The sequence below is a fragment of the Streptomyces sp. TRD_SC_5 genome (assembly GCF_056836825.1).
This window is the reverse complement of record NZ_JBWZZS010000001.1, coordinates 6,975,736-6,992,105: the sequence shown is the minus strand read 5'-3', so window position 1 is coordinate 6,992,105 and position 16,370 is coordinate 6,975,736. Positions and strand designations below refer to the sequence as shown.

Sequence of the window (16,370 nt, the reverse complement as noted above, 5' to 3'; positions counted from 1 at the left end):
GCGACGTCGAAGCCGGCGGCTACGGAGCCGATGGACGTACGTACTCCCGATGAATCGAATGGAGCTGACGTGGCAATGGAACGAACGGCGGTCAACCCGGTGACGTGGTCGGTGGAAATGGGATTCAACCAGGGTGAGGTCGTCTCCGGGCACACCCGGACCCTGTACATCTCGGGCCAGACCGCGATGAGCGGCGACGGCAAGCCCCAGCATGACGGCGACATGGCGGCGCAGTTGACGCTGAGCATCGACAACCTGGAGGCCGTACTCGGCGAGGCCGGCATGTCCCTCGCGAACCTCGTCCGGCTCAACGTCTACACGACCGACGTCGATCTCCTTTTCCAGCACTACGGCGTGCTGGCGGCGCGGTTGGGCGCCGCCGGGGTGGCGCCGGCCTCCACGATGCTCGGGGTGACGCGACTGGCGATCCCCGGCCAGATGGTCGAGCTTGAGGGGACCGCCGTCGCGTGATGCGACCTCGCCGCACCTGCTACGCGTGCCGGTTGAACCGGCACGCGTAGCAGGCGGATGGGTGATTTCCGGTACTCAGAATGGTGACGATCGGCGTCTACGGCCTCGACGGCGAGTCCTTCCTGCAACAACTGCGGCACGCAGACGTCCGCCTGCTGCTCGACGTACGCCAGCGCCGCGGCGTCCGTGGACCGAGCACGCCTGGCGAACTCACTGCGGCAGGCGGCCCTCGCCCATGTCCGGATCGCCTACGAGCACCATCCAGAGCTCGCCCCAACCACCGAGCTACGCCAGCTCCAGTACGCCGAGGACGATCGCCAAGGGGTCGGCAAGCGATCGCGCCGCGACCTCGCTACCGAGTCGCCGGATGCGTTCATGTTCGTACTTGGAGTACTGCCGCCAACGGCTCAGCGACGACCCTCATTTGCGGGCATCGACACTCTTCGAGGAGATTGTCGAACTGCGAGCCCGGGCCGCCGATTGGCGTGTGCCGTGGGCTCCCAGCCAGGTCGGACGTCCCGAGGACGACTCGTCACTCCTCGTCCATATCAGCACTCTTGATGAGGCGCGCCGACTGGTGCTCGGCGAGTGGGCCGTGCACATTTACGGCACACACGTGCAGGCCGGGAAGTCTGCGACCGCTCTTCAACCTTCACGAGGCGCCCGAGCGCGGCTTCTTCCGGGCCCCGGCCGGGCCGGATGGATCTTCGTGGTCAGCCCACCGCGGGTCGTCCTTGAGGCGGCCGGTCACCACCAGGTTGCCGTCCGGGGTACGTCGCGCGAGGTCGCCGGTGCGGAAGTAGCCGTCGGTGGTGAAGGCGCGTGCGTTGTGGTCGGGCGCCCGGTAGTAGCCTCGCAGGGTGTACGGACCGCGGGCGAGGAGTTCGCCGGGCTCCCCGTCGGGCACGGCCTTGCCGTCGACGTCGACAATGCGGATCTCATCGTCGGGCGAGAGCGGGCGGCCCTGCGTGGTGAACACGGTCTCGTCCGGATCGGCGAGCCGGGTGAGAGTGACCAGCCCCTCAGCCATGCCGAAGACCTGTTGCAGGTGACAGTCCAATGCGGGGCCTATCCGTTGGGCGGTCGACCGGTGCAAGGGCGCGCCGCCGATCTGGACAAGACGCAGACTGCTCAAGTCGGCCTGAACCGTGGGAAGTACGTCGAGCCAGAGTTGGGCGACGGCGGGCACCACCGACGGGATGGTGACCCGCTCTCGTTCGATGACCGAGAGGCATTCGGCAGGTTCCGGGTTCTCGACCAGGACGACGGTGCCGCCGACGGAGAGGGTGCCGACGATGCCGGGGCAGCCGAAGGTGAAGTTCAACGCGGCAGGCATCGCGGCGAGATACACGTCGTTCTCGGTCAGCGACACCAGCTCGGCGGCGGCCCGCGCCTGGTAGGCGTAGTCGTTGTGGGTGCGCGGGATGAGCTTGGGCGTTGCGGTGGTACCGCCGGAGAGCAGGAAGAACGCCACCTGGTCGGCGCTCTGCGCAAGCGCCGGCTCGGGCGGGGCGTCGATGGAGCCCAGCGGCCAGTAGTGGCAGCCCGACGGGTCGGTCGAAAGGCCGCCGTACGGAGATGAGGCACCCGGCGCCTCATAGGAGAACACCCGCCGCAGGAAGGGCCCACGGGCCGCGATGTCCGCGGCCATCGCCGTGTGGTCGAAGCCCTGGTACGTCGAGGGACCGACGTAGCCGACGGCCCGGGTGACCCGCACGAGGTGGGACACCTCGGACGCGCGGTGCGAGACCTGGCAGAACACGGGGACCGCGCCGACGCGCATCAGCGCGAACACGGTGATGGCGAACTCGGGAACGTTCGGTAGCTGAACGACGACCCGTTGCCCGGCCCGGAGGCCGCGCAGCCGGAATCCGGCGGCCATGCGGTTCACGCGCCGGTTCAGGTTCGCGTACGTGATGCGGGTGGTGCCGTGCACGAGCGCGGTTCGCGGTCCGTACTGCAAGGCCCAGCCGCGCAGCAGGTTGTCCAGCGTATAGCCACGCCAGTGCCCGGCCGCCCAGTAGCGGTCGACGAACTCCTCGGGCCAGGGCGTGCAGCCGTCGAGCATGGATGTCATTCGCTTCCTTCTGTACCAGTTAAGGACCGGTCCAGCACACGACGGCGACTTCCAGGAGGAGCCGGGCTCCCGCCGACAGTCGGGCCAGTGGGTGTTCGTCGAGGCCAATGTCGTAAGGCGACCCCATATCGCCCCCTCTCAGCGCCGGGGAGCAACCGCGCCGTCTTGACCTTGACAATCCAATCTGTCAACACCCCTATACGCAATGTGCTTTCCAAACCATGGGCGCCGAATTCCATCGGCAGAACGACCAATGAGCGCCGCTGACCAGGAGGAATGGTCGGCGCTCAATCCAACTCGGCCCCATGCCGAGCACAACGGCCCGTAGGCAGCGCAGTCACTGATCTGCCGGACAGGCTCTGGTGACCTGAGTCCCCGCCCAGCAGGCTGTGCTGGAGGGCTGGGTGCGTCGTCGTACGACCGCTCAGGCCTTGGCCCAGCGATCGCGGATCGTACAGGAGTGCGCCGAGGGTCACTCAATCATGGAGGTGTCCCGTCGTCTGCGGATCACGCCGGACACGGTCCGCACCTGGCGGCACCGCTTCCTCGAGCGTGGTCTGGACGGTCTGTGTGACGATCCGAGGCCCGGTGCCCCGCGGAAAATCACCGACGCTGATGTCGAGCGCGTCATCGTCTAGACGCTCTAGGAGAAACCGAAGAACGCCACCCACTGGTCGACCAGGTCCATGGCTGCGGCCGCGGGGATGTCGAAGCCGAAGGTCTCGCGGATCTGGCGGGGCGTTCGCCCTGGCCCCGCACCGGTCGCAGAGACCTTCAAACTGTCCACAAACCCGCTGTTCATCGACAAGGTCCGTGACGTGGGCGGGCTCCCCTGGTGTTATGCATGACGAGAAGTCGCAAGGCCAGGCCCTGGACCGATCGCAGCCGGTCCTTCCGATGGTGCCTGGCATTCCCGAACGACGAAGCCACGACTACGTCCGCGCCGGCACCGGGCCCTCGAGTACAAGAAGTTCCTGACCAAGCTCGACAAGGAAGTTCCGGCTGACCTGGATGTGCATCTCATCCTCGACAACTACGCGACGCACAAGACACCCATGGTCAAGCAGTGGCTCCTGGCGCACCCGCGCTTCCACCTGCATTTCACACCAACCAGTGCCTCCTGACCGAGGGCGTGGGCGGTCGACTCGCCGTCCACTCCCGCCCCATTTTTTACGGCCCCTGCGGCATCCTGGTGAGCGCGAACGATGGTGGAGTCACGCCCACTGGGCATCTTGTCAACGGCGCATCCGCACAACGATCAGACGATGTCTAAAGAGATGTCCAGGCACCGCCGTGGACGTGTCACGAGGCGCGCGGCAGCGCGAGCCAGTCCTGCCACGTGATGTCGCGGCCCAGATAACGGGGCTGATGGAAGGGCCAGTCGGCGGCGATCCACTGCGGCACAAGCGCGTCGAGCGCCCGCTCCTCCTCGCTGCCGACGAGGTCGTCCACCACCCACCAGGAGACCTCGCCGTCGGAGCCGGTGCGCTCAGGCGGGTCGATGTAGACGCAGCCGAGGATCGCCGTCTCCTCCTCGTTCAGCAGCGCGTAGTTGAACGATTGATGCGCGGCTATCTCCTTCTCGTGCCGCAGCAAGTCGATGCGGTCCTCTTCATAGGTCATCGTCTCCTTCGGCCAAGCCCAGGCCGGGCCGAAGATCTCCCACAAGCGCTCTCGGGAGCCCATCACGGCGGGGTAGTCGAGCGCGGTGTCCGCCTCCCGGATCGGCCGCAGGTGAAGCGCGGTGTTGGGCACGGGTACGTAGACGGGGTGGACGAAGTCGTCAGGCAGCCAACTCATAAGGGCCGAGGCTAACAGCCGGTCGGCGCGGGATGATCCAGGCGGCGCAGGTGCTCGCGGACAAGGCGTATTCGTCCAAAACCATCCGCGCTCACCTGCGCCGCTCACCTGCTCCGCCGCCGCGGCGGACAACCACCGGGCTTCGGGCAAGACCGCCTACAAGCAGCGCAACACCGTCGAGCGCTGCATCAGTCGGCTCCAGCAGTGGCGCGGCATCGCCACCCGATACGACAAGGCCGCCCGCATCTACCCAACCGCCCTGCGCATCGCAGCAATCTTCCTCTGGATTAAGAACTCCTGACGAAATGCGTCGTTTGCAGCGCGGGCTGGCGCCTTCGCTGTCCGATACCGAGATGCCCTAGAGTCGCCGCATGCGGCGAAGGGCAGTACTGGCTATAACTGGGGCTGCCGCCTTGGCCTGGGGCGAGTGGTTGAACTGGCGCTGGTCTCGAACCCTCGTGGGGAACAGCGGGGGCCCCGCCGAGGCCGTGGTCGTATTGGGTTACCAAAACACTCAAGAAACGGCGAACTTCATCAACCGTTGGCGAGTCCGTGCTGGAATTCGATCCATCACCGCTGACAGTGCACGTGACACTCGCCTGATCTTCAGTGGCGGTGCGACCGGCAGTGACACTGCGGAGGCCCAATTGATGGCTGACTACGCCAAGTTGGTGCTCAAGTTCGACGGAACAGTGCTCCTCGAAGACCAAAGCGTGACGACATGGGAGAACATCGCGAACGTGATCCCACTGCTTGAGGACGTCGACCGCATCAAGATCGCCTCCCAACCAGCTCATGCGCTCAAGGCCCGCGCGTACTTGCGGCGGCAGCGCCCCGATCTTGCCAAGAGGCTCGTGCGCGCGGATGACTGTCGCCCTGGTGAATGGATGGTCGTCAAACCGCTGCTGGCTCTGTACGGCCTTTGGACACTCCGCGGTCTCAAGGCCGACGAGCGGAAGCCCTCGCTGTAGACAGCCGATGTCGCGTCGGCATCACGAACGGTGGTTCTTGAGCCTCCTCCAGCAGATGAGTGCGCGGCGCAGGGTGCGGAAGGTTTTGTGCATGTCGTCGCGGATCTCCCAGCGGATCCGCAGACAGCGGGACCAGTGCAGATCGGCCAACTTGCGTTCCACCACACAGCGTTGAATGCCCAGACCGGAGCCGTGCTCGGTGCCGCGGCGGGCGATCAGTGGCTTTATCCCGAGGTACCGGACACCATTGCCGCATCGGCCAACGCTTCGCCCAGCTGGTCTTTCACCCCGAGGACCGTTCGTCCCGCGCGACTGGAGGTTTCTCTGAGGCCGCGTCACGCGCTCCTCGCGGACTCCTGGTTGTGCGGTGTCCGGTCCGGCTGGTCGTCCGGGGTGGTAGTGGCGCCGAGCGTCAAGACACCTGGTACGGGCAGGGCGGCGGCCACAGTCAGGAGCAGGGCGCAGGCGGCGAAGGCCGTGATCGTCGACGTGGAGAGCACGCCCAGCAGGAAGCCCGCGGCGGCCACGCAGAGCGGCATGAGGGCCTGGGTGAGCAGCGCGTCCAGGGCGTAGACCCGGCCGAGCATGTGGTCCGGGGTCCGTTCCTGCAGCGCCGCGCCCCACAGGACCGCGAACACCGACGTTCCCGCACCGGCCAGTGCGCTGAAGGCGTCTACCCACGCGGTCGGCGCGGCCAGCGCCACGGCGAGGATCTGTGGAAGCTCGCACAGCAGGCCGAGCATGGCAACGGTGCCGGGCCGCATGGAACGTATGCGGTAGGCGGTGAGGGTCGCCGCGAGCGCGCCGCACGCGGTGGCGCTCGTGACGAGGCTGAGCGCGGCCGGTCCGCGGCCGCCCATCACGAGCGGTACGACCACGGCCATCGGGGCGATGACCAGGGCCGCCTGCGCCGTGCCCTGGAGCATGAGGCCGAGCATCCACTTGTGGCCGCGGACATAACTGATGCCGTCCAGGGCCTCGCGCACCAACCCGGCCTTGTCCGCGTCGTCCTTGCCGGAGCTCACTTTCGGTTCGCCCAGTTTTACGAGGGCAGCGAGGCTGAACACGAAGGTGAGCATGTTGATCAGCAGGCCCCAGCGAGGGGACGAGGCAGCGGCGACGGACCCGCCGACGACGGGCCCGACGATCCCGGTGAAGCGGCTGGTGCCGAGCGCAGTGCCGATGCCTCACGGCGCTTGTCCCGTCCGGCGAGTTGGGCGATGAGCGCCGTGTACGCGGGGCGGTGGATGCCCGCCCCGCAGCCGAAGACGGCCCCCAGTACCGCCAGGAGCCCGATCGGGGCGTCCGGACCCGCGAGCAGCAGGACGCCGACCCCGAGGATCCGCAGCAGGTCGGCCGCGCAGATCACCAGGGATCTGCGGACCCGGTCGGCGACGGCTCCGCCGAAGACCAGGGTGACGATGCGAGGGCGGTCGCGGCAAGCAGGGTGCCCAGCGCCTGCGCCGCGTCGGCCCTGGGCAGCAGGTACAGGGAGACGGTGACGGCGTAGACCCCGTCGCCGGCCATGCTGAGCCTCTTCATGAGTGGTACGGGATGCGTCGTACAGCTTGGGGGTGCGCGCTCCGGCCTCATGGCCGGCCCGCCGGTTCCGGCGCGGTCGCGGAGACCGTGTCGAGGGCCCGGGTCAGCTCGTCGGGCAGGTGTACCGCGCAGACGGTCAGCGAGGCGCGCAACTGGTCGGCGTTCCGGGCGCCTACGAGGGTGGAAACCACCCCCGGGCGGTCACGTAGCCAGGCCAGGGCGACCGCATCGGCCGGCACGTCCATGGCCCGGGCGACGAGCCGGACGGCTTCGACCACGCGCCGGTCGTCCGGCAGGCCCAGGTAGCGTTCGTGGAACCCCTCGTAGTACGGGCTGTCCGCGCGGGTGCCGATGGGGGCAGCCTCGCCGTACTTGCCCGTCAGGGCTCCCCCGGCCAGCGGTGACCAGGCCAGCAACCCCATTCCGGCGACGGCGGCGGGGAGGGTGTCCTGCTCCATACCGCGCCGAAGCAGCGAGCAACCGAGTGCACGGCGCGCCTTGCTGGCCATGGGGTTCGGCTACCGGCGCCGCCGAGCGGATACGTATGTACGTACGCCTCCTGGTTCGCAGGGCCCACGCGAGGGCGGTGTGTGCGTGGCCATGAGGGCGCTGGAGGCCGTGGTCTCCGCGAAGCCCGCAGCCCCGGTGAACCTACCGATGACCGACGGAGCCCCTCCCCTGAAGGAAGGGCTCTCCACGAAGTGACTGGAGGAAGCATGACGGGCGCACCGCCGCGTGGACTTGAGGAAAGGCTGCGGGACACTCGCGCGAAACTGGAGAGCGACGTCGATCTCTGGGTCGCGACGGCGGGCTCCCCGGGCGGAGTTCACCTCATCCCGCTTTCCTACCTTTGGGACGGGACCGCGTTCCTCATCTCCACGCCGCGCGCCTCGGTCACCGGCCGCAATCTGCTGGCGGACGGCCAGGTGCGACTCAGCCTCGGGCCGACCCGCGACGTCGTCGTCGTCGACGGCACCGCCGAGCCGGTGGACATCGCCGGCCTTGCCCCCAAGAAGGGCGACGCGTTCGCGACCAAGACCGGTTTCGACCCGCGCGAACTCGACGAGCCCTACCAGTACTTCCTGATCCGGCCGCGGCGCATCCAGGCCTGGCGTGAGGCGAACGAGCTACGGGGGCGCGACCTCATGCGCGACGGTCGCTGGCTCGGCTGACCGCCCCACGGGAGCACACTGACCCGGCGATCGGTGCGGCCGAGGACGTGGACTTCCAGCGGGGACTCCTCACTCCGATCGACCGCCGGTCAGGGAATTCCAACGGCTCTTCCAAGATTTCCGTGAAGCGGGGTCACGCCACCGCCGCCGGTGACGCACCCTCACATCAACGGGGACACTCGCGTCGTGTGAGGAGTGCGATCAAGGGGCGGTACGGTCCGCTCCTTGGCAGGACCGCACCGCGCACCTCTGACGAGCGCGGCGGAGCCGAAGTAACGGCCGTTACCCGTACTCCGTGACTCGTCGGGCGCTGCCTAGGCCTGCCTCGTCCACCGCTGTGACGCCTCCCCCGCGCACGTCTTCGTCAGAAGGCCGCTGCTCATGCCCAAGTCGAGGCAGCCGCCCCCGTAGTCGCTCTTGAGGCTGCCGCCTGAACCCGTACGCCACAGCCGGCCGGTGTCCTGGGCACAGTCGCCCACGAAGACCGCTTGGCCGAGCCCGTTGGAGTACAGACACTGGCCGGTCTGCTGGTTGACGAGCTTGAAGCTGCCGTCCGACGTGCTCTGCACGGTCCACCGGGCGGTCGGGTCCGAGCAGTCCTGGTGGTCCGCGGCGCCGTAGACCTGAGTTATGCAGGCGCCGTTGTCGCCGTTGCGGTAGCGGTGGGTCCCGGAGGCGGGGGGCTTGGTGGTCGTGGACGTCCCGCCGCTGGAGGTGCTGGAGCCGCCCGCGCCGTCGGAGCCGGCCGAGGTGCCGGAGCCACCCGAGCTGTCGGAGCCGCCAGAGCCGCCGGATGTGTCCGAACGGCCGGAGTCGCTTCCGCCCTTGCCGTCCTGTGCGCCAGTGACGGCTCCCCCTTTCAGCGCACCCTCGGATCCGCCCGTCCCTCCCTGACCCTTGTCCTCGCCGTCCTCCTCAGCCTTGTCCTTGGCCGGCGACTTCGTCGGCGACGCCGTGAACGAAGGGCTCCCGCCCGCCGTCGGCGGCGTCGGGTCGGCCGGCGCCGACACCGAGACAGACGGGGTGGCCCGGGCCTCGGCGTGCGGCGAGGACGTGTACGGCAGATTCTGGAGCGCGAGGGTCGTACCGCCCACCACCACGACGACGGGGACGACGGCGAGGAAGGCACGGGTCCGGCGGCGGCGCTCAGGCGGGTCGGGTCGTTCCGGCCGCGACTCGGCCTCGGCCTCGGGCTTTGGCTCCGGCCTCGGCTCGGGGTCCTTCTCCGGCTCCGTCTCCAGTTCCGGCTTTCCGCCGGTGAGCGGGACCGTCGGTACGTCGATCTCCTGCACGTCCGCTGCGAAGGCGGCCCGCTCCGACAGGCACGCGGTGATGGCCGCCGGCCACAGCGGAGCGGTGAACGGGCCGTGCTGTGAGGCGCGTTCGAGGAGTTCGGCGGCGGTCGGGCGGCCTTCGGGGTCCTTCGCGAGGCATGCCGCGACGACATCGGCGAGGTCCGGCTCCAGTCGCCGCAACGGCTCCAGGTCGGGCTCTTCGTGGACGATGCGGTACAGCACGCCGTGCCCCGACTCGTCGCCGAAGGGCGGCCGGCCGCACGCCGCGTACGCGAGTACCGAGCCCAGCGCGAACACGTCGGTGGCGCCGCTCAACTGCCGTGAGGCCGACGCCTGTTCGGGTGCCATGAAGGCGGGCGTGCCCACGACCATTCCGGTCCTGGTCAACTGGCTCTGTTCGGCGGCCCGGGCGACTCCGAAGTCGATGAGGGTGAGACCGTCGAGGGTCAGCATGACGTTGGACGGCTTGAGGTCCCGGTGCACCATGTCCAGTGCGTGCACCGACGCAAGGCCCGCCGCAGCCTCCCGCAGCAGCAGCCACAGCGCGGGATCGGGCAGGGGACTGCCGTGCAGCTCGACGGCTTGCCTCAGGGTGAGCCCAGGAACGTACGCGGTGGCGAACCACGGGGGCCGTGCGGTGCGGTCGCCGGCGAGCAGCGGTGCGGTGGCCTCCGCGGGCAGCCGGGAGAGGTTGTCCAGTTCGTGTCCGAAACGGCGCACGAAGTCCGCGTCCTCGCCGACGACGGAGGACAGCAACTGCTTGACGGCGACGTACCGGCCCTCGTGCACCCCGAGGTACACGCGCCCCATACCGCCGGCTCCGAGCCGGCCCGCCAGCGGGATCGCTCCGATACGCCGCGGGTCCTCCGCCTCAAGTGGCTCGGCCCCGCTCCCCCTCAGCTCTAACACGCGTCAGCCCCGCTAGAATTGGAATCAGTTTCTAGAAATGTACTCTAGAACCAGAGAAGGAACGCGATGAGCCCCAAACAGCAACGCGGTGAGGCGACCGCCGACTTGCTCCTCGACGCCGCGCTGGGCGTGTACGCCGCCGAGGGCGAGCGGGGCATCACGGTTGGCGCGGTCACCCGGGCCAGCGGGGTCAGTCAGGGCAGCCTCTACCACCACTTCGGCAGCGTCGACGGGCTCGTCGCCGCGCTGACACACCGCTGGCTGAGTCGGCTACTGAGCGAGCTGGCCACGGCTTTGCAGGGCGCCCGCACCGCCCGTACGGGTATCCGCGCCCTGGTCGGGACGTACCTGTCGTTCATCCAGGAACACCGGGACGCCGCTCTGCTCCTGCACTCCTCCACGGCCGACCGGTACGCCATGGCCCAGGGCAAGGAGCTCCGCGACGCCCAGGAGGCCCGGCTCTCGGGCTTCGCCCAATGGATCCAGCCTCACGTCGAGTCCGGCGAACTCGCCCCGATCCCCCTGCCGTTGATCGAGTCCCTGGCCCTCGGGCCGGTCATCGGCGTCGCCCGCCGCTGGCTCTCGGGCATCGACGACGTCGACCTCGACGAGGCCGCCCGGATCCTGCCGGACCGGATCTGGCGGTCGCTGGCCCGGTGACGCGCGAACGCGGCCTTCGTACGGGCGCCGTTGCGGTGGGGTGGACGAAAAGCCTGCGGTGTCAGGTCCCGGCCCTGGCTGGGCTTGCCGGTGGCCGCGCTGGCGCGCGCGCAGCAACGGGCACGGGACCTCGTCGGCCGTGGTGGCCACATCGCCACCAACGTGCCCCGGCCCAGCGCCGGTTCGTGGCGGATTACCGGCGGACCAGGGCGATACTTCGTACCGGCCTCGATTGCTACGGAAAGACCTCTGTCACTGTGGCGCCGTGCATCTGCAGGGTGCGGCCGATGCCAGTGCCGCGTTTGGCAGCGATAGCGAGGCGGTCGCAACCTGCCTGTTGGCCGGCGCAGGAAGAATCGGGCCCTCGCCGGCATCCGGGCGGCGCTCCCCCGCCTCACCTTCGCGGGCGCAGGACGGGCACCGCGTCCGTATCCGTATGTGCTCACGTCCTCGGCCGTACCGGCCGCAGGTGCAGGTAGACGGCCGCGGTCGAGACCAGGACGGCCATACACGCGATGAACACCAGCCCCGCACCCTCCAGACCGATCGGATCCACCAGCACCCCCACGCCGATCACCGGCACCGAGATGCCCGCGTACGCCACCACGAAAAGCGTCGAGACCACTGACGCGCGACGGTCGGGGGGAGACGCCTCGGCCACCGCGGACAGCGCCCCACGAAATGCCAGCCCCTGCCCGCCCCCGCCGACGAGCGCGCTCAGGACCACCAGCGGCAGCAGGTCCCACCGCAGCGCGCCCGCGAGCAGCGCCAGCCCGGCGAAGAGCCCGGCGCAGCCCAGCGGCAGCGATCGCTCCACCCCGACCCGTCCGACTGCCAGCTGGCCTGCTGTCGAGGCGAAGAAGGCAAGCGCGACGACCAGCCCGCTCACCGCGTGGTTGTTCACGTCCAGGGACTGCGCGAGGAACGCCGGGCTGACCGACGTGAACACGCCGAACAATGCGAACCCCACGAACGAGGCGATCGCCGCGGGCCCGAACACCGCCCGCACCTGCGGGGGCAGGCCGGGCCGCTGCGGCCGTACAGTGCTCAGCGGCCGCCGCTCGCGTACGGTCTCCGCCAGCCACAGCAGGACGGCGGCCGAGCAGGCCACCAGTGTGAGGTGCACGGCGAACGGCAGGTACAGCGGCCAGGCGGCGTACTGCGCGAGCACGCCGGCGAGCAGTGGACCGCAGCCCAGCCCGCCCATGTTGGCGGCCGTCGCCACGAACGTGGCCCGGGAGCCGCCGCCGTACGGTGCCGACTCCATCACGTACACCGTGGCGGCCCCGGTGAACAGGCCGGCGGACAGCCCCGACAACAGGCGCCCCGCATACAGCCACTCCAGCCCGGTCGCACACAGGAAACAGACGGCGCTCGCGGCCGCGAACCCCAGGCCCGCCAGCAGCACCGGCCGTCTGCCCACGGCGTCCGAGGCGTTGCCCGCCAGCAGCAGTACGCCGATGACCCCGAAGGCGTACACGGCGTACACGACAGTCACCGTCAGCTCGGAGAACCCGAACTTCTCCTGGTAGAGGCCGTAGAGCGGGGTCGGGAGCGTGGTACCGGCCATGCACACGGCGAACACCGCCCCGCCGAGCAAACACTGGCGCCACCCTCGGCGATCAACGTCCATGCCGCCGACGGTAACCCCGCGAGCCGCCCCGCACCGGCGCGGCGTGCCCGACGCGCCGCCGGTACGGGAGAGCCGAAGGAGACGTCGGCGATGAGGTCGACCGTGAGGGGGCGGAACCGTACGTGCCTCCCCTTTCCGGGGCGAGCGGGCCCGAGCCGCGGGCCCCTCGGACCGGGTCCAGCTGTTGACGGCGCGCAGCTTTCAGAAGGAGACGTCGAAATAGTCGACGTCGGTGAAGGCGACTTCGAGGTTGTCGGCGCGGCGTCCGTTGTCCTTGAAATAGATCTCCTGGAGCCCTTCAGCCACGATGTTCCGCATCTGCTGGTCGCTGGCCCCTTGCTGCTGGGCCTCGAAGAGGCGGTTCGCGTACTCCGGTGTGAGGTGCACGGTCAGCCGTCGCATCCGCCCGTCGTCGGTCGTGCCGATCGGAGCGGTGTAGCCGAATCTGGCGCGGGTCTCCACCGTGATCCCCGTACTGGTTGCCGCCTGCCGACGGCGCCTCCTACGGACCACTGGCTGCCAACGGCTGCGGACTTCGGCGTCGATCCGGTCGGCGATGCCCTGCGGCGGCTTCCTCCGCTCACCCTTGCGGTAGCGCTCCACCGACCGCTGGGTGACCCCGAGCGCCTGGGCCACGGCCTTCGTCGTCTTCAGCTTGCCCAGCAGGAAGTTCACGCGGGCCTGGACGGACTTCGGCGGCTCACGGGTGAAGACCTCACGGTCCGCGCGATCCAGCGCGTCATGAATGTCGCTCACTCAGTTCACTCTCCTTCGTCCATGACCGCGTCGCCGCCCTTGATGTGACGTGCGGGGTTCATGCCCTTCTCCATCAGGTCCACGGCCCACGCCATCTCCTGCACCCCTTCGACCTTGGCCAGACCGGGCGTGAGGCCAAGTCGGAAAGTGCCGGGCATCGGCTTGCCGCCCTCGGCACGCGGCAGAAACGCCAGCGGACTGGGGCCGGCCGAGGCGTAGACGACGCAGTCGGAGAGCACTGCGAGCGGGTACTGGCCGGTCGCCTTGGCGACGTTGGCCATCTTGCGGTGCATGTTGACGCGGGCCTTGGAGATGACCGCCGCCCGGATGTCGGGACGCCAGGTCGGGCGCTCCAGGGCTCCCCACCGCTCCCCCTCGGTGTAGTGGCGGCCCTGCGGGCGCTCGCGCAGCTTGCCGACGCCGCCCTTGACAGTGGACTTGATCGCCGCCAGTACGGCCGCCATGCCTGGGTCGAAGGTCTTGTGCTGCTCCATCGCGGCGAGGAACCCGGTCTCGGTCAGGTCCTTGGTGACGCCGAGGTCGGCCATGGTCTCGACGTACGCGTCCTTGAGCCGGTCGTGCCACGGGTCCAGGTAAGCACCACTCTCGCGCCGCAAGTACGCCTCGTCCGGCCGGACTTCGAAGCCGAGCTCGACGGCGTAGGCGACGGTGGGGGTCTGGTACCAGGCCGGGCCGTCGGGTCGTGCCCCGGACGGTGTGAACGGCGACGGCAGCCGGGGGTCCAGCTCGATGTACGAAAGGTCCACCAGCCAGCTGCCGGGGATCTTCTTGTCGAACACCGGGCGCCGGACGTACTCGGGACCGCTCAGGCCGACGACCAGGCGGGCGGCCGCGGCAAGGAAGGCTGTGTTGATGTCCAGACCGACCGCCCACGGCAGCAGGCACTCCTCGTCGGAGAGCAGCTTGGGGTCACGCACCCACTGGTGCGCCTCCTCGTCGAGGAAGCCGCCGTTCCAGCCCTGCGCGACCGGGTGCTCGGGCGGGGCCTCCGGCGGCGCCGGGTCGGCCGGCTGCGTACCGAGGGAGCCGGGGTTGTGGCCGGCCACCCACTCGCCGGTCGCGTCGTCCTTCACGGCGCGGGTCGGCGGGCGCAGCGCGGTCATCAGTTCCAAACCGTTGACGGCGGTGGAGCCGCGCGGGGTGATGACTCGGGTCGCGTACACACCCAGGACGCGGGCGACCTCGGCCGGCGGGAGGTCCCAGGCCCCGGGCCAGGCCCGCTCGTCCAGAGCGTTCCAAGGCAGGATCGCCAGCTGAACGCACTGGCGCCTGCCTGCCTTCGCCGGTCGGTAGATGCGCGCCCAGGGGCCGAAGCCGCGCTGGGTCAGCTTCCACTTCGCCCTGGTGATCTGCTTGACGACCGGGTGGTCGTCGGGGAGGCGGAGCGAGCGGCGGGCCTCCAAGCCCTCCAGACGCTCCGGCAGGCCGAACCGTACGGCCGCCGATGCGGTCAGGACGATCAGCGGGTCGGAGTCCTTGCCGTTGCGGTGCAGGCGGGGCGCGCCGATCCCGGACTCCGCCAGTGTCCAGTCGACCAGCTGCGGAATGGTCGTCGCCGGGCACTCCAGCACGAGCCCGCCCACGCCGTACGCCTGGCCGTCACCGTCCAGCACCGCGAGCGGACCGTGCGGGAACCGCGGGTCGGCGACCGGCGTCGCCGCGGCCTTCCTCGCGACCGGGCGGCGCGACGTCGACGGCCTGGTCGCGGGAGCCGCTTCCGGCAAGGGCGCGGACGCCGCGGCAAGTACGGGTGCGACCGGCTCGGCCAGCTGCTCCGCGGAGCCGGTGAACACCTCTGGTAGCGGCGCGGGCTCGGGCGTAGCCGGGTACTTCGCTGCCCAGCCCTCCAGCAGCCGCTGGTACGCCTGGAGGCGGGGCGGCCGCGGCTCACTGCGGCCGTTCTCCCAGTTCTTCACTGTCTGCGTCGTCGACTTGAGCGCCTGCGCCAGACGGGCCTGGGTGACGCCGGCCGCCTCACGCAGCCGCGCCCGCTCCTCCGGCGACGGCAACTGCGGCTCGCCCTCCAGCAGCGCGTCTACCGCACTGAACAGCTCTTCCTCGGTGGGCATACCTCACCTCCGGTACGGAGTATAGCATAGATTTAGCCCCCAATTTAGCCCTGCACGGCGGACAGGCGGGCTCATCGTGCGTCAACCCTACGAGCCTGCCGCCCAGCAGTGGGCGGGCACACCAAGTGCGCGCATGAGGAACGGCAGCGTCCGGGTCACCGCCGTGTGGACCTTCTCGCCGGCCAGAAGAGCGGCGCGCTGCGTTTCGAGGCAGGCCATGATCAGCTGTCCCGTCACGGCCAGGTCCGCTCGGACGAACTGCCCCTGCCCCATGCCGTCCTCGAGGATTTCGCCGACCAGCGCGGCGAGGGCGGCGACATGCTCGAAGAACTTCACGCGGTCTTCCGGCGGCAGCATCGCCGCTCGCCGCCACCGAGGCGCCCGCTCCGCGCAGCAGGGAGAACTCGGCCAGGACGAGCTTCACCAGGGCCTGCAGCCGGTCGACCGGATCGGTGCGTTCGGCCAGCTCGCGCTCGGCGAGCGCCATGAACCGGCTCATCTCTCGCTCGGACCAGGCCAGCAGCAGTGCGGTCTTGTCGGGGAAGTAGTTGTAGACCGCGGTCCGCGCCACACCGACGGTCCTGGCGACGTCCTGCACCTTGAGGTCCTGCCAGCCGGCCTCACGCAGAAGATCCGCGAAGGCGTCGATCATGGCCTCGCGGGTCGCGGCCTTGTGCTCGGCCAGCGTGGCGCCCCCGGTCAGCTTCGGCATGACATCTCCCTCACTCGTACGCGTTCGCGCTCGGGGCAGACCGAACAGATCGGCCATCACACCCGGATCACCCTGCCACGCCGACAACGGCCCAAGGACCAGCCGGGACGACAGCCGGCGCAACCCGGCCGCCACCTCCTCCCGTTGCGTCGTGGTCAGCTCCGTGCGGCGGGCCAGGCGCTGCGTCTCCTCGGCGACCAGCACCGAGGTGTGCTGCTGCACGGTGGTGAGCAGCACCTGGCGCGACAGTGTTGAGGCGCGGCTCACCGGCTCGTTCGCACG

Annotated in this window: 16 protein-coding genes and 3 pseudogenes; 6 read left to right on the top strand and 13 right to left on the bottom strand. The window is 69.6% G+C overall.

Annotated features, from left to right (window positions below):
• Nucleotides 1-75 precede the first annotated feature (75 nt).
• A complete protein-coding gene (locus AC1P0E_RS31955; RefSeq protein WP_482745973.1) occupies nucleotides 76-471 on the top strand; it encodes a RidA family protein in 396 nt (131 codons plus the stop codon).
• A gap of 652 nt (nucleotides 472-1,123) precedes the next feature.
• Here AC1P0E_RS31955 and AC1P0E_RS31950 read toward each other — a convergent pair.
• Nucleotides 1,124-2,548, bottom strand: a complete 1,425-nt coding sequence (locus tag AC1P0E_RS31950; protein WP_482745582.1) for a (2,3-dihydroxybenzoyl)adenylate synthase — start codon at nucleotides 2,546-2,548, stop codon at nucleotides 1,124-1,126.
• Nucleotides 2,549-2,937: 389 nt separating this feature from the next.
• Here AC1P0E_RS31950 and AC1P0E_RS31945 point away from each other — a divergent pair.
• A pseudogene (locus tag AC1P0E_RS31945) lies at nucleotides 2,938-3,669 on the top strand (IS630 family transposase); the annotation flags it as partial.
• Nucleotides 3,670-3,850: 181 nt separating this feature from the next.
• Here AC1P0E_RS31945 and AC1P0E_RS31940 read toward each other — a convergent pair.
• The gene (locus AC1P0E_RS31940) at nucleotides 3,851-4,348 is read right to left on the bottom strand and encodes a GNAT family N-acetyltransferase (RefSeq protein WP_482745581.1); all 498 of its coding nucleotides are present in this window, start codon (nucleotides 4,346-4,348) and stop codon (nucleotides 3,851-3,853) included.
• A 50-nt stretch (nucleotides 4,349-4,398) separates the two neighbouring features.
• Between AC1P0E_RS31940 and AC1P0E_RS31935 the strand changes: the two are divergent.
• Together AC1P0E_RS31935 and AC1P0E_RS31930 are read left to right on the top strand one after the other, a co-directional pair.
• Nucleotides 4,399-4,649 (top strand): annotated as a pseudogene (locus AC1P0E_RS31935) (IS5/IS1182 family transposase); the annotation flags it as partial.
• Between the two features lie 70 nt (nucleotides 4,650-4,719).
• The gene (locus AC1P0E_RS31930; protein ID WP_482745580.1) at nucleotides 4,720-5,319 is read left to right on the top strand and encodes a YdcF family protein; all 600 of its coding nucleotides are present in this window, start codon (nucleotides 4,720-4,722) and stop codon (nucleotides 5,317-5,319) included.
• 21 nt (nucleotides 5,320-5,340) lie between these two features.
• On the opposite strand, the gene AC1P0E_RS31925 is transcribed toward AC1P0E_RS31930, so the two are convergent.
• The 5 genes from AC1P0E_RS31925 to AC1P0E_RS31905 all read right to left on the bottom strand — a co-directional run bounded on the left by AC1P0E_RS31925 (nucleotide 5,341) and on the right by AC1P0E_RS31905 (nucleotide 7,370).
• On the bottom strand, nucleotides 5,341-5,481 hold the full coding sequence (locus AC1P0E_RS31925; protein WP_482745579.1) for a hypothetical protein: 141 nt from the start codon (nucleotides 5,479-5,481) through the stop codon (nucleotides 5,341-5,343).
• Nucleotides 5,482-5,654: 173 nt separating this feature from the next.
• Nucleotides 5,655-6,467, bottom strand: coding sequence for an MFS transporter (locus AC1P0E_RS31920; RefSeq protein WP_482745972.1), 813 nt, complete (start codon nucleotides 6,465-6,467; stop codon nucleotides 5,655-5,657).
• The gene (locus tag AC1P0E_RS31915; RefSeq protein ID WP_482745578.1) at nucleotides 6,404-6,688 is read right to left on the bottom strand and encodes a hypothetical protein; all 285 of its coding nucleotides are present in this window, start codon (nucleotides 6,686-6,688) and stop codon (nucleotides 6,404-6,406) included. The genes AC1P0E_RS31920 and AC1P0E_RS31915 overlap by 64 nt, the downstream gene beginning before the upstream one ends.
• On the bottom strand, nucleotides 6,685-6,861 hold the full coding sequence (locus AC1P0E_RS31910; RefSeq protein WP_482745577.1) for a hypothetical protein: 177 nt from the start codon (nucleotides 6,859-6,861) through the stop codon (nucleotides 6,685-6,687). Before AC1P0E_RS31910 ends, AC1P0E_RS31915 begins: the two co-directional genes overlap by 4 nt.
• Before the next feature lie 47 nt (nucleotides 6,862-6,908).
• A complete protein-coding gene (locus tag AC1P0E_RS31905; protein WP_482745576.1) occupies nucleotides 6,909-7,370 on the bottom strand; it encodes an aldo/keto reductase in 462 nt (153 codons plus the stop codon).
• A 207-nt stretch (nucleotides 7,371-7,577) separates the two neighbouring features.
• Here AC1P0E_RS31905 and AC1P0E_RS31900 point away from each other — a divergent pair, with 207 nt between their 5' ends.
• The gene (locus AC1P0E_RS31900; RefSeq protein WP_482745575.1) at nucleotides 7,578-8,033 is read left to right on the top strand and encodes a pyridoxamine 5'-phosphate oxidase family protein; all 456 of its coding nucleotides are present in this window, start codon (nucleotides 7,578-7,580) and stop codon (nucleotides 8,031-8,033) included.
• Nucleotides 8,034-8,347: 314 nt separating this feature from the next.
• Here the strand turns inward: AC1P0E_RS31900 and AC1P0E_RS31895 are convergent, their stop codons facing one another.
• Nucleotides 8,348-10,237, bottom strand: coding sequence for a serine/threonine-protein kinase (locus tag AC1P0E_RS31895; RefSeq protein WP_482745574.1), 1,890 nt, complete (start codon nucleotides 10,235-10,237; stop codon nucleotides 8,348-8,350).
• Between the two features lie 66 nt (nucleotides 10,238-10,303).
• Here AC1P0E_RS31895 and AC1P0E_RS31890 point away from each other — a divergent pair, with 66 nt between their 5' ends.
• Nucleotides 10,304-10,897, top strand: coding sequence for a TetR/AcrR family transcriptional regulator (locus tag AC1P0E_RS31890; RefSeq protein WP_482745573.1), 594 nt, complete (start codon nucleotides 10,304-10,306; stop codon nucleotides 10,895-10,897).
• Nucleotides 10,898-11,339: 442 nt separating this feature from the next.
• Here the strand turns inward: AC1P0E_RS31890 and AC1P0E_RS31885 are convergent, their stop codons facing one another.
• From AC1P0E_RS31885 to AC1P0E_RS31865, 5 genes and pseudogenes are all read right to left on the bottom strand, one after another.
• Nucleotides 11,340-12,530: an MFS transporter gene (locus AC1P0E_RS31885; RefSeq protein WP_482745572.1), complete on the bottom strand. Its 1,191-nt coding sequence runs from the start codon at nucleotides 12,528-12,530 to the stop codon at nucleotides 11,340-11,342.
• A 201-nt stretch (nucleotides 12,531-12,731) separates the two neighbouring features.
• Nucleotides 12,732-13,286, bottom strand: a complete 555-nt coding sequence (gene tpg / locus AC1P0E_RS31880) for a telomere-protecting terminal protein Tpg (protein ID WP_482745571.1) — start codon at nucleotides 13,284-13,286, stop codon at nucleotides 12,732-12,734.
• A gap of 5 nt (nucleotides 13,287-13,291) precedes the next feature.
• Nucleotides 13,292-15,376, bottom strand: coding sequence for a telomere-associated protein Tap (gene tap / locus AC1P0E_RS31875; protein WP_482745570.1), 2,085 nt, complete (start codon nucleotides 15,374-15,376; stop codon nucleotides 13,292-13,294).
• An 87-nt stretch (nucleotides 15,377-15,463) separates the two neighbouring features.
• Nucleotides 15,464-15,733 carry a hypothetical protein gene (locus AC1P0E_RS31870; protein ID WP_482745985.1) on the bottom strand — a complete coding sequence of 90 codons (270 nt, stop codon included), beginning with the start codon at nucleotides 15,731-15,733 and terminating at the stop codon, nucleotides 15,464-15,466.
• Between the two features lie 169 nt (nucleotides 15,734-15,902).
• Nucleotides 15,903-16,028: pseudogene (locus tag AC1P0E_RS31865) on the bottom strand (TetR/AcrR family transcriptional regulator); the annotation flags it as partial.
• Nucleotides 16,029-16,370: the final 342 nt, after the last annotated feature.

What these genes read in the sequence shown, in the direction of transcription:
- AC1P0E_RS31940 (WP_482745581.1), bottom strand. Translation starts at nt 4,348, where the DNA reads ATGAGTTGGCTGCCTGACGACTTCGTCCACCCCGTCTACGTACCCGTG.
- AC1P0E_RS31930 (WP_482745580.1), top strand. Translation starts at nt 4,720, where the DNA reads ATGCGGCGAAGGGCAGTACTGGCTATAACTGGGGCTGCCGCCTTGGCC.
- AC1P0E_RS31900 (WP_482745575.1), top strand. Translation starts at nt 7,578, where the DNA reads ATGACGGGCGCACCGCCGCGTGGACTTGAGGAAAGGCTGCGGGACACT.
- AC1P0E_RS31910 (WP_482745577.1), bottom strand. Translation starts at nt 6,861, where the DNA reads ATGAAGAGGCTCAGCATGGCCGGCGACGGGGTCTACGCCGTCACCGTC.
- AC1P0E_RS31950 (WP_482745582.1), bottom strand. Translation starts at nt 2,548, where the DNA reads ATGACATCCATGCTCGACGGCTGCACGCCCTGGCCCGAGGAGTTCGTC.
- AC1P0E_RS31890 (WP_482745573.1), top strand. Translation starts at nt 10,304, where the DNA reads ATGAGCCCCAAACAGCAACGCGGTGAGGCGACCGCCGACTTGCTCCTC.
- AC1P0E_RS31955 (WP_482745973.1), top strand. Translation starts at nt 76, where the DNA reads ATGGAACGAACGGCGGTCAACCCGGTGACGTGGTCGGTGGAAATGGGA.
- AC1P0E_RS31885 (WP_482745572.1), bottom strand. Translation starts at nt 12,530, where the DNA reads ATGGACGTTGATCGCCGAGGGTGGCGCCAGTGTTTGCTCGGCGGGGCG.
- AC1P0E_RS31905 (WP_482745576.1), bottom strand. Translation starts at nt 7,370, where the DNA reads ATGGCCAGCAAGGCGCGCCGTGCACTCGGTTGCTCGCTGCTTCGGCGC.
- AC1P0E_RS31870 (WP_482745985.1), bottom strand. Translation starts at nt 15,733, where the DNA reads ATGCTGCCGCCGGAAGACCGCGTGAAGTTCTTCGAGCATGTCGCCGCC.
- tap (WP_482745570.1), bottom strand. Translation starts at nt 15,376, where the DNA reads ATGCCCACCGAGGAAGAGCTGTTCAGTGCGGTAGACGCGCTGCTGGAG.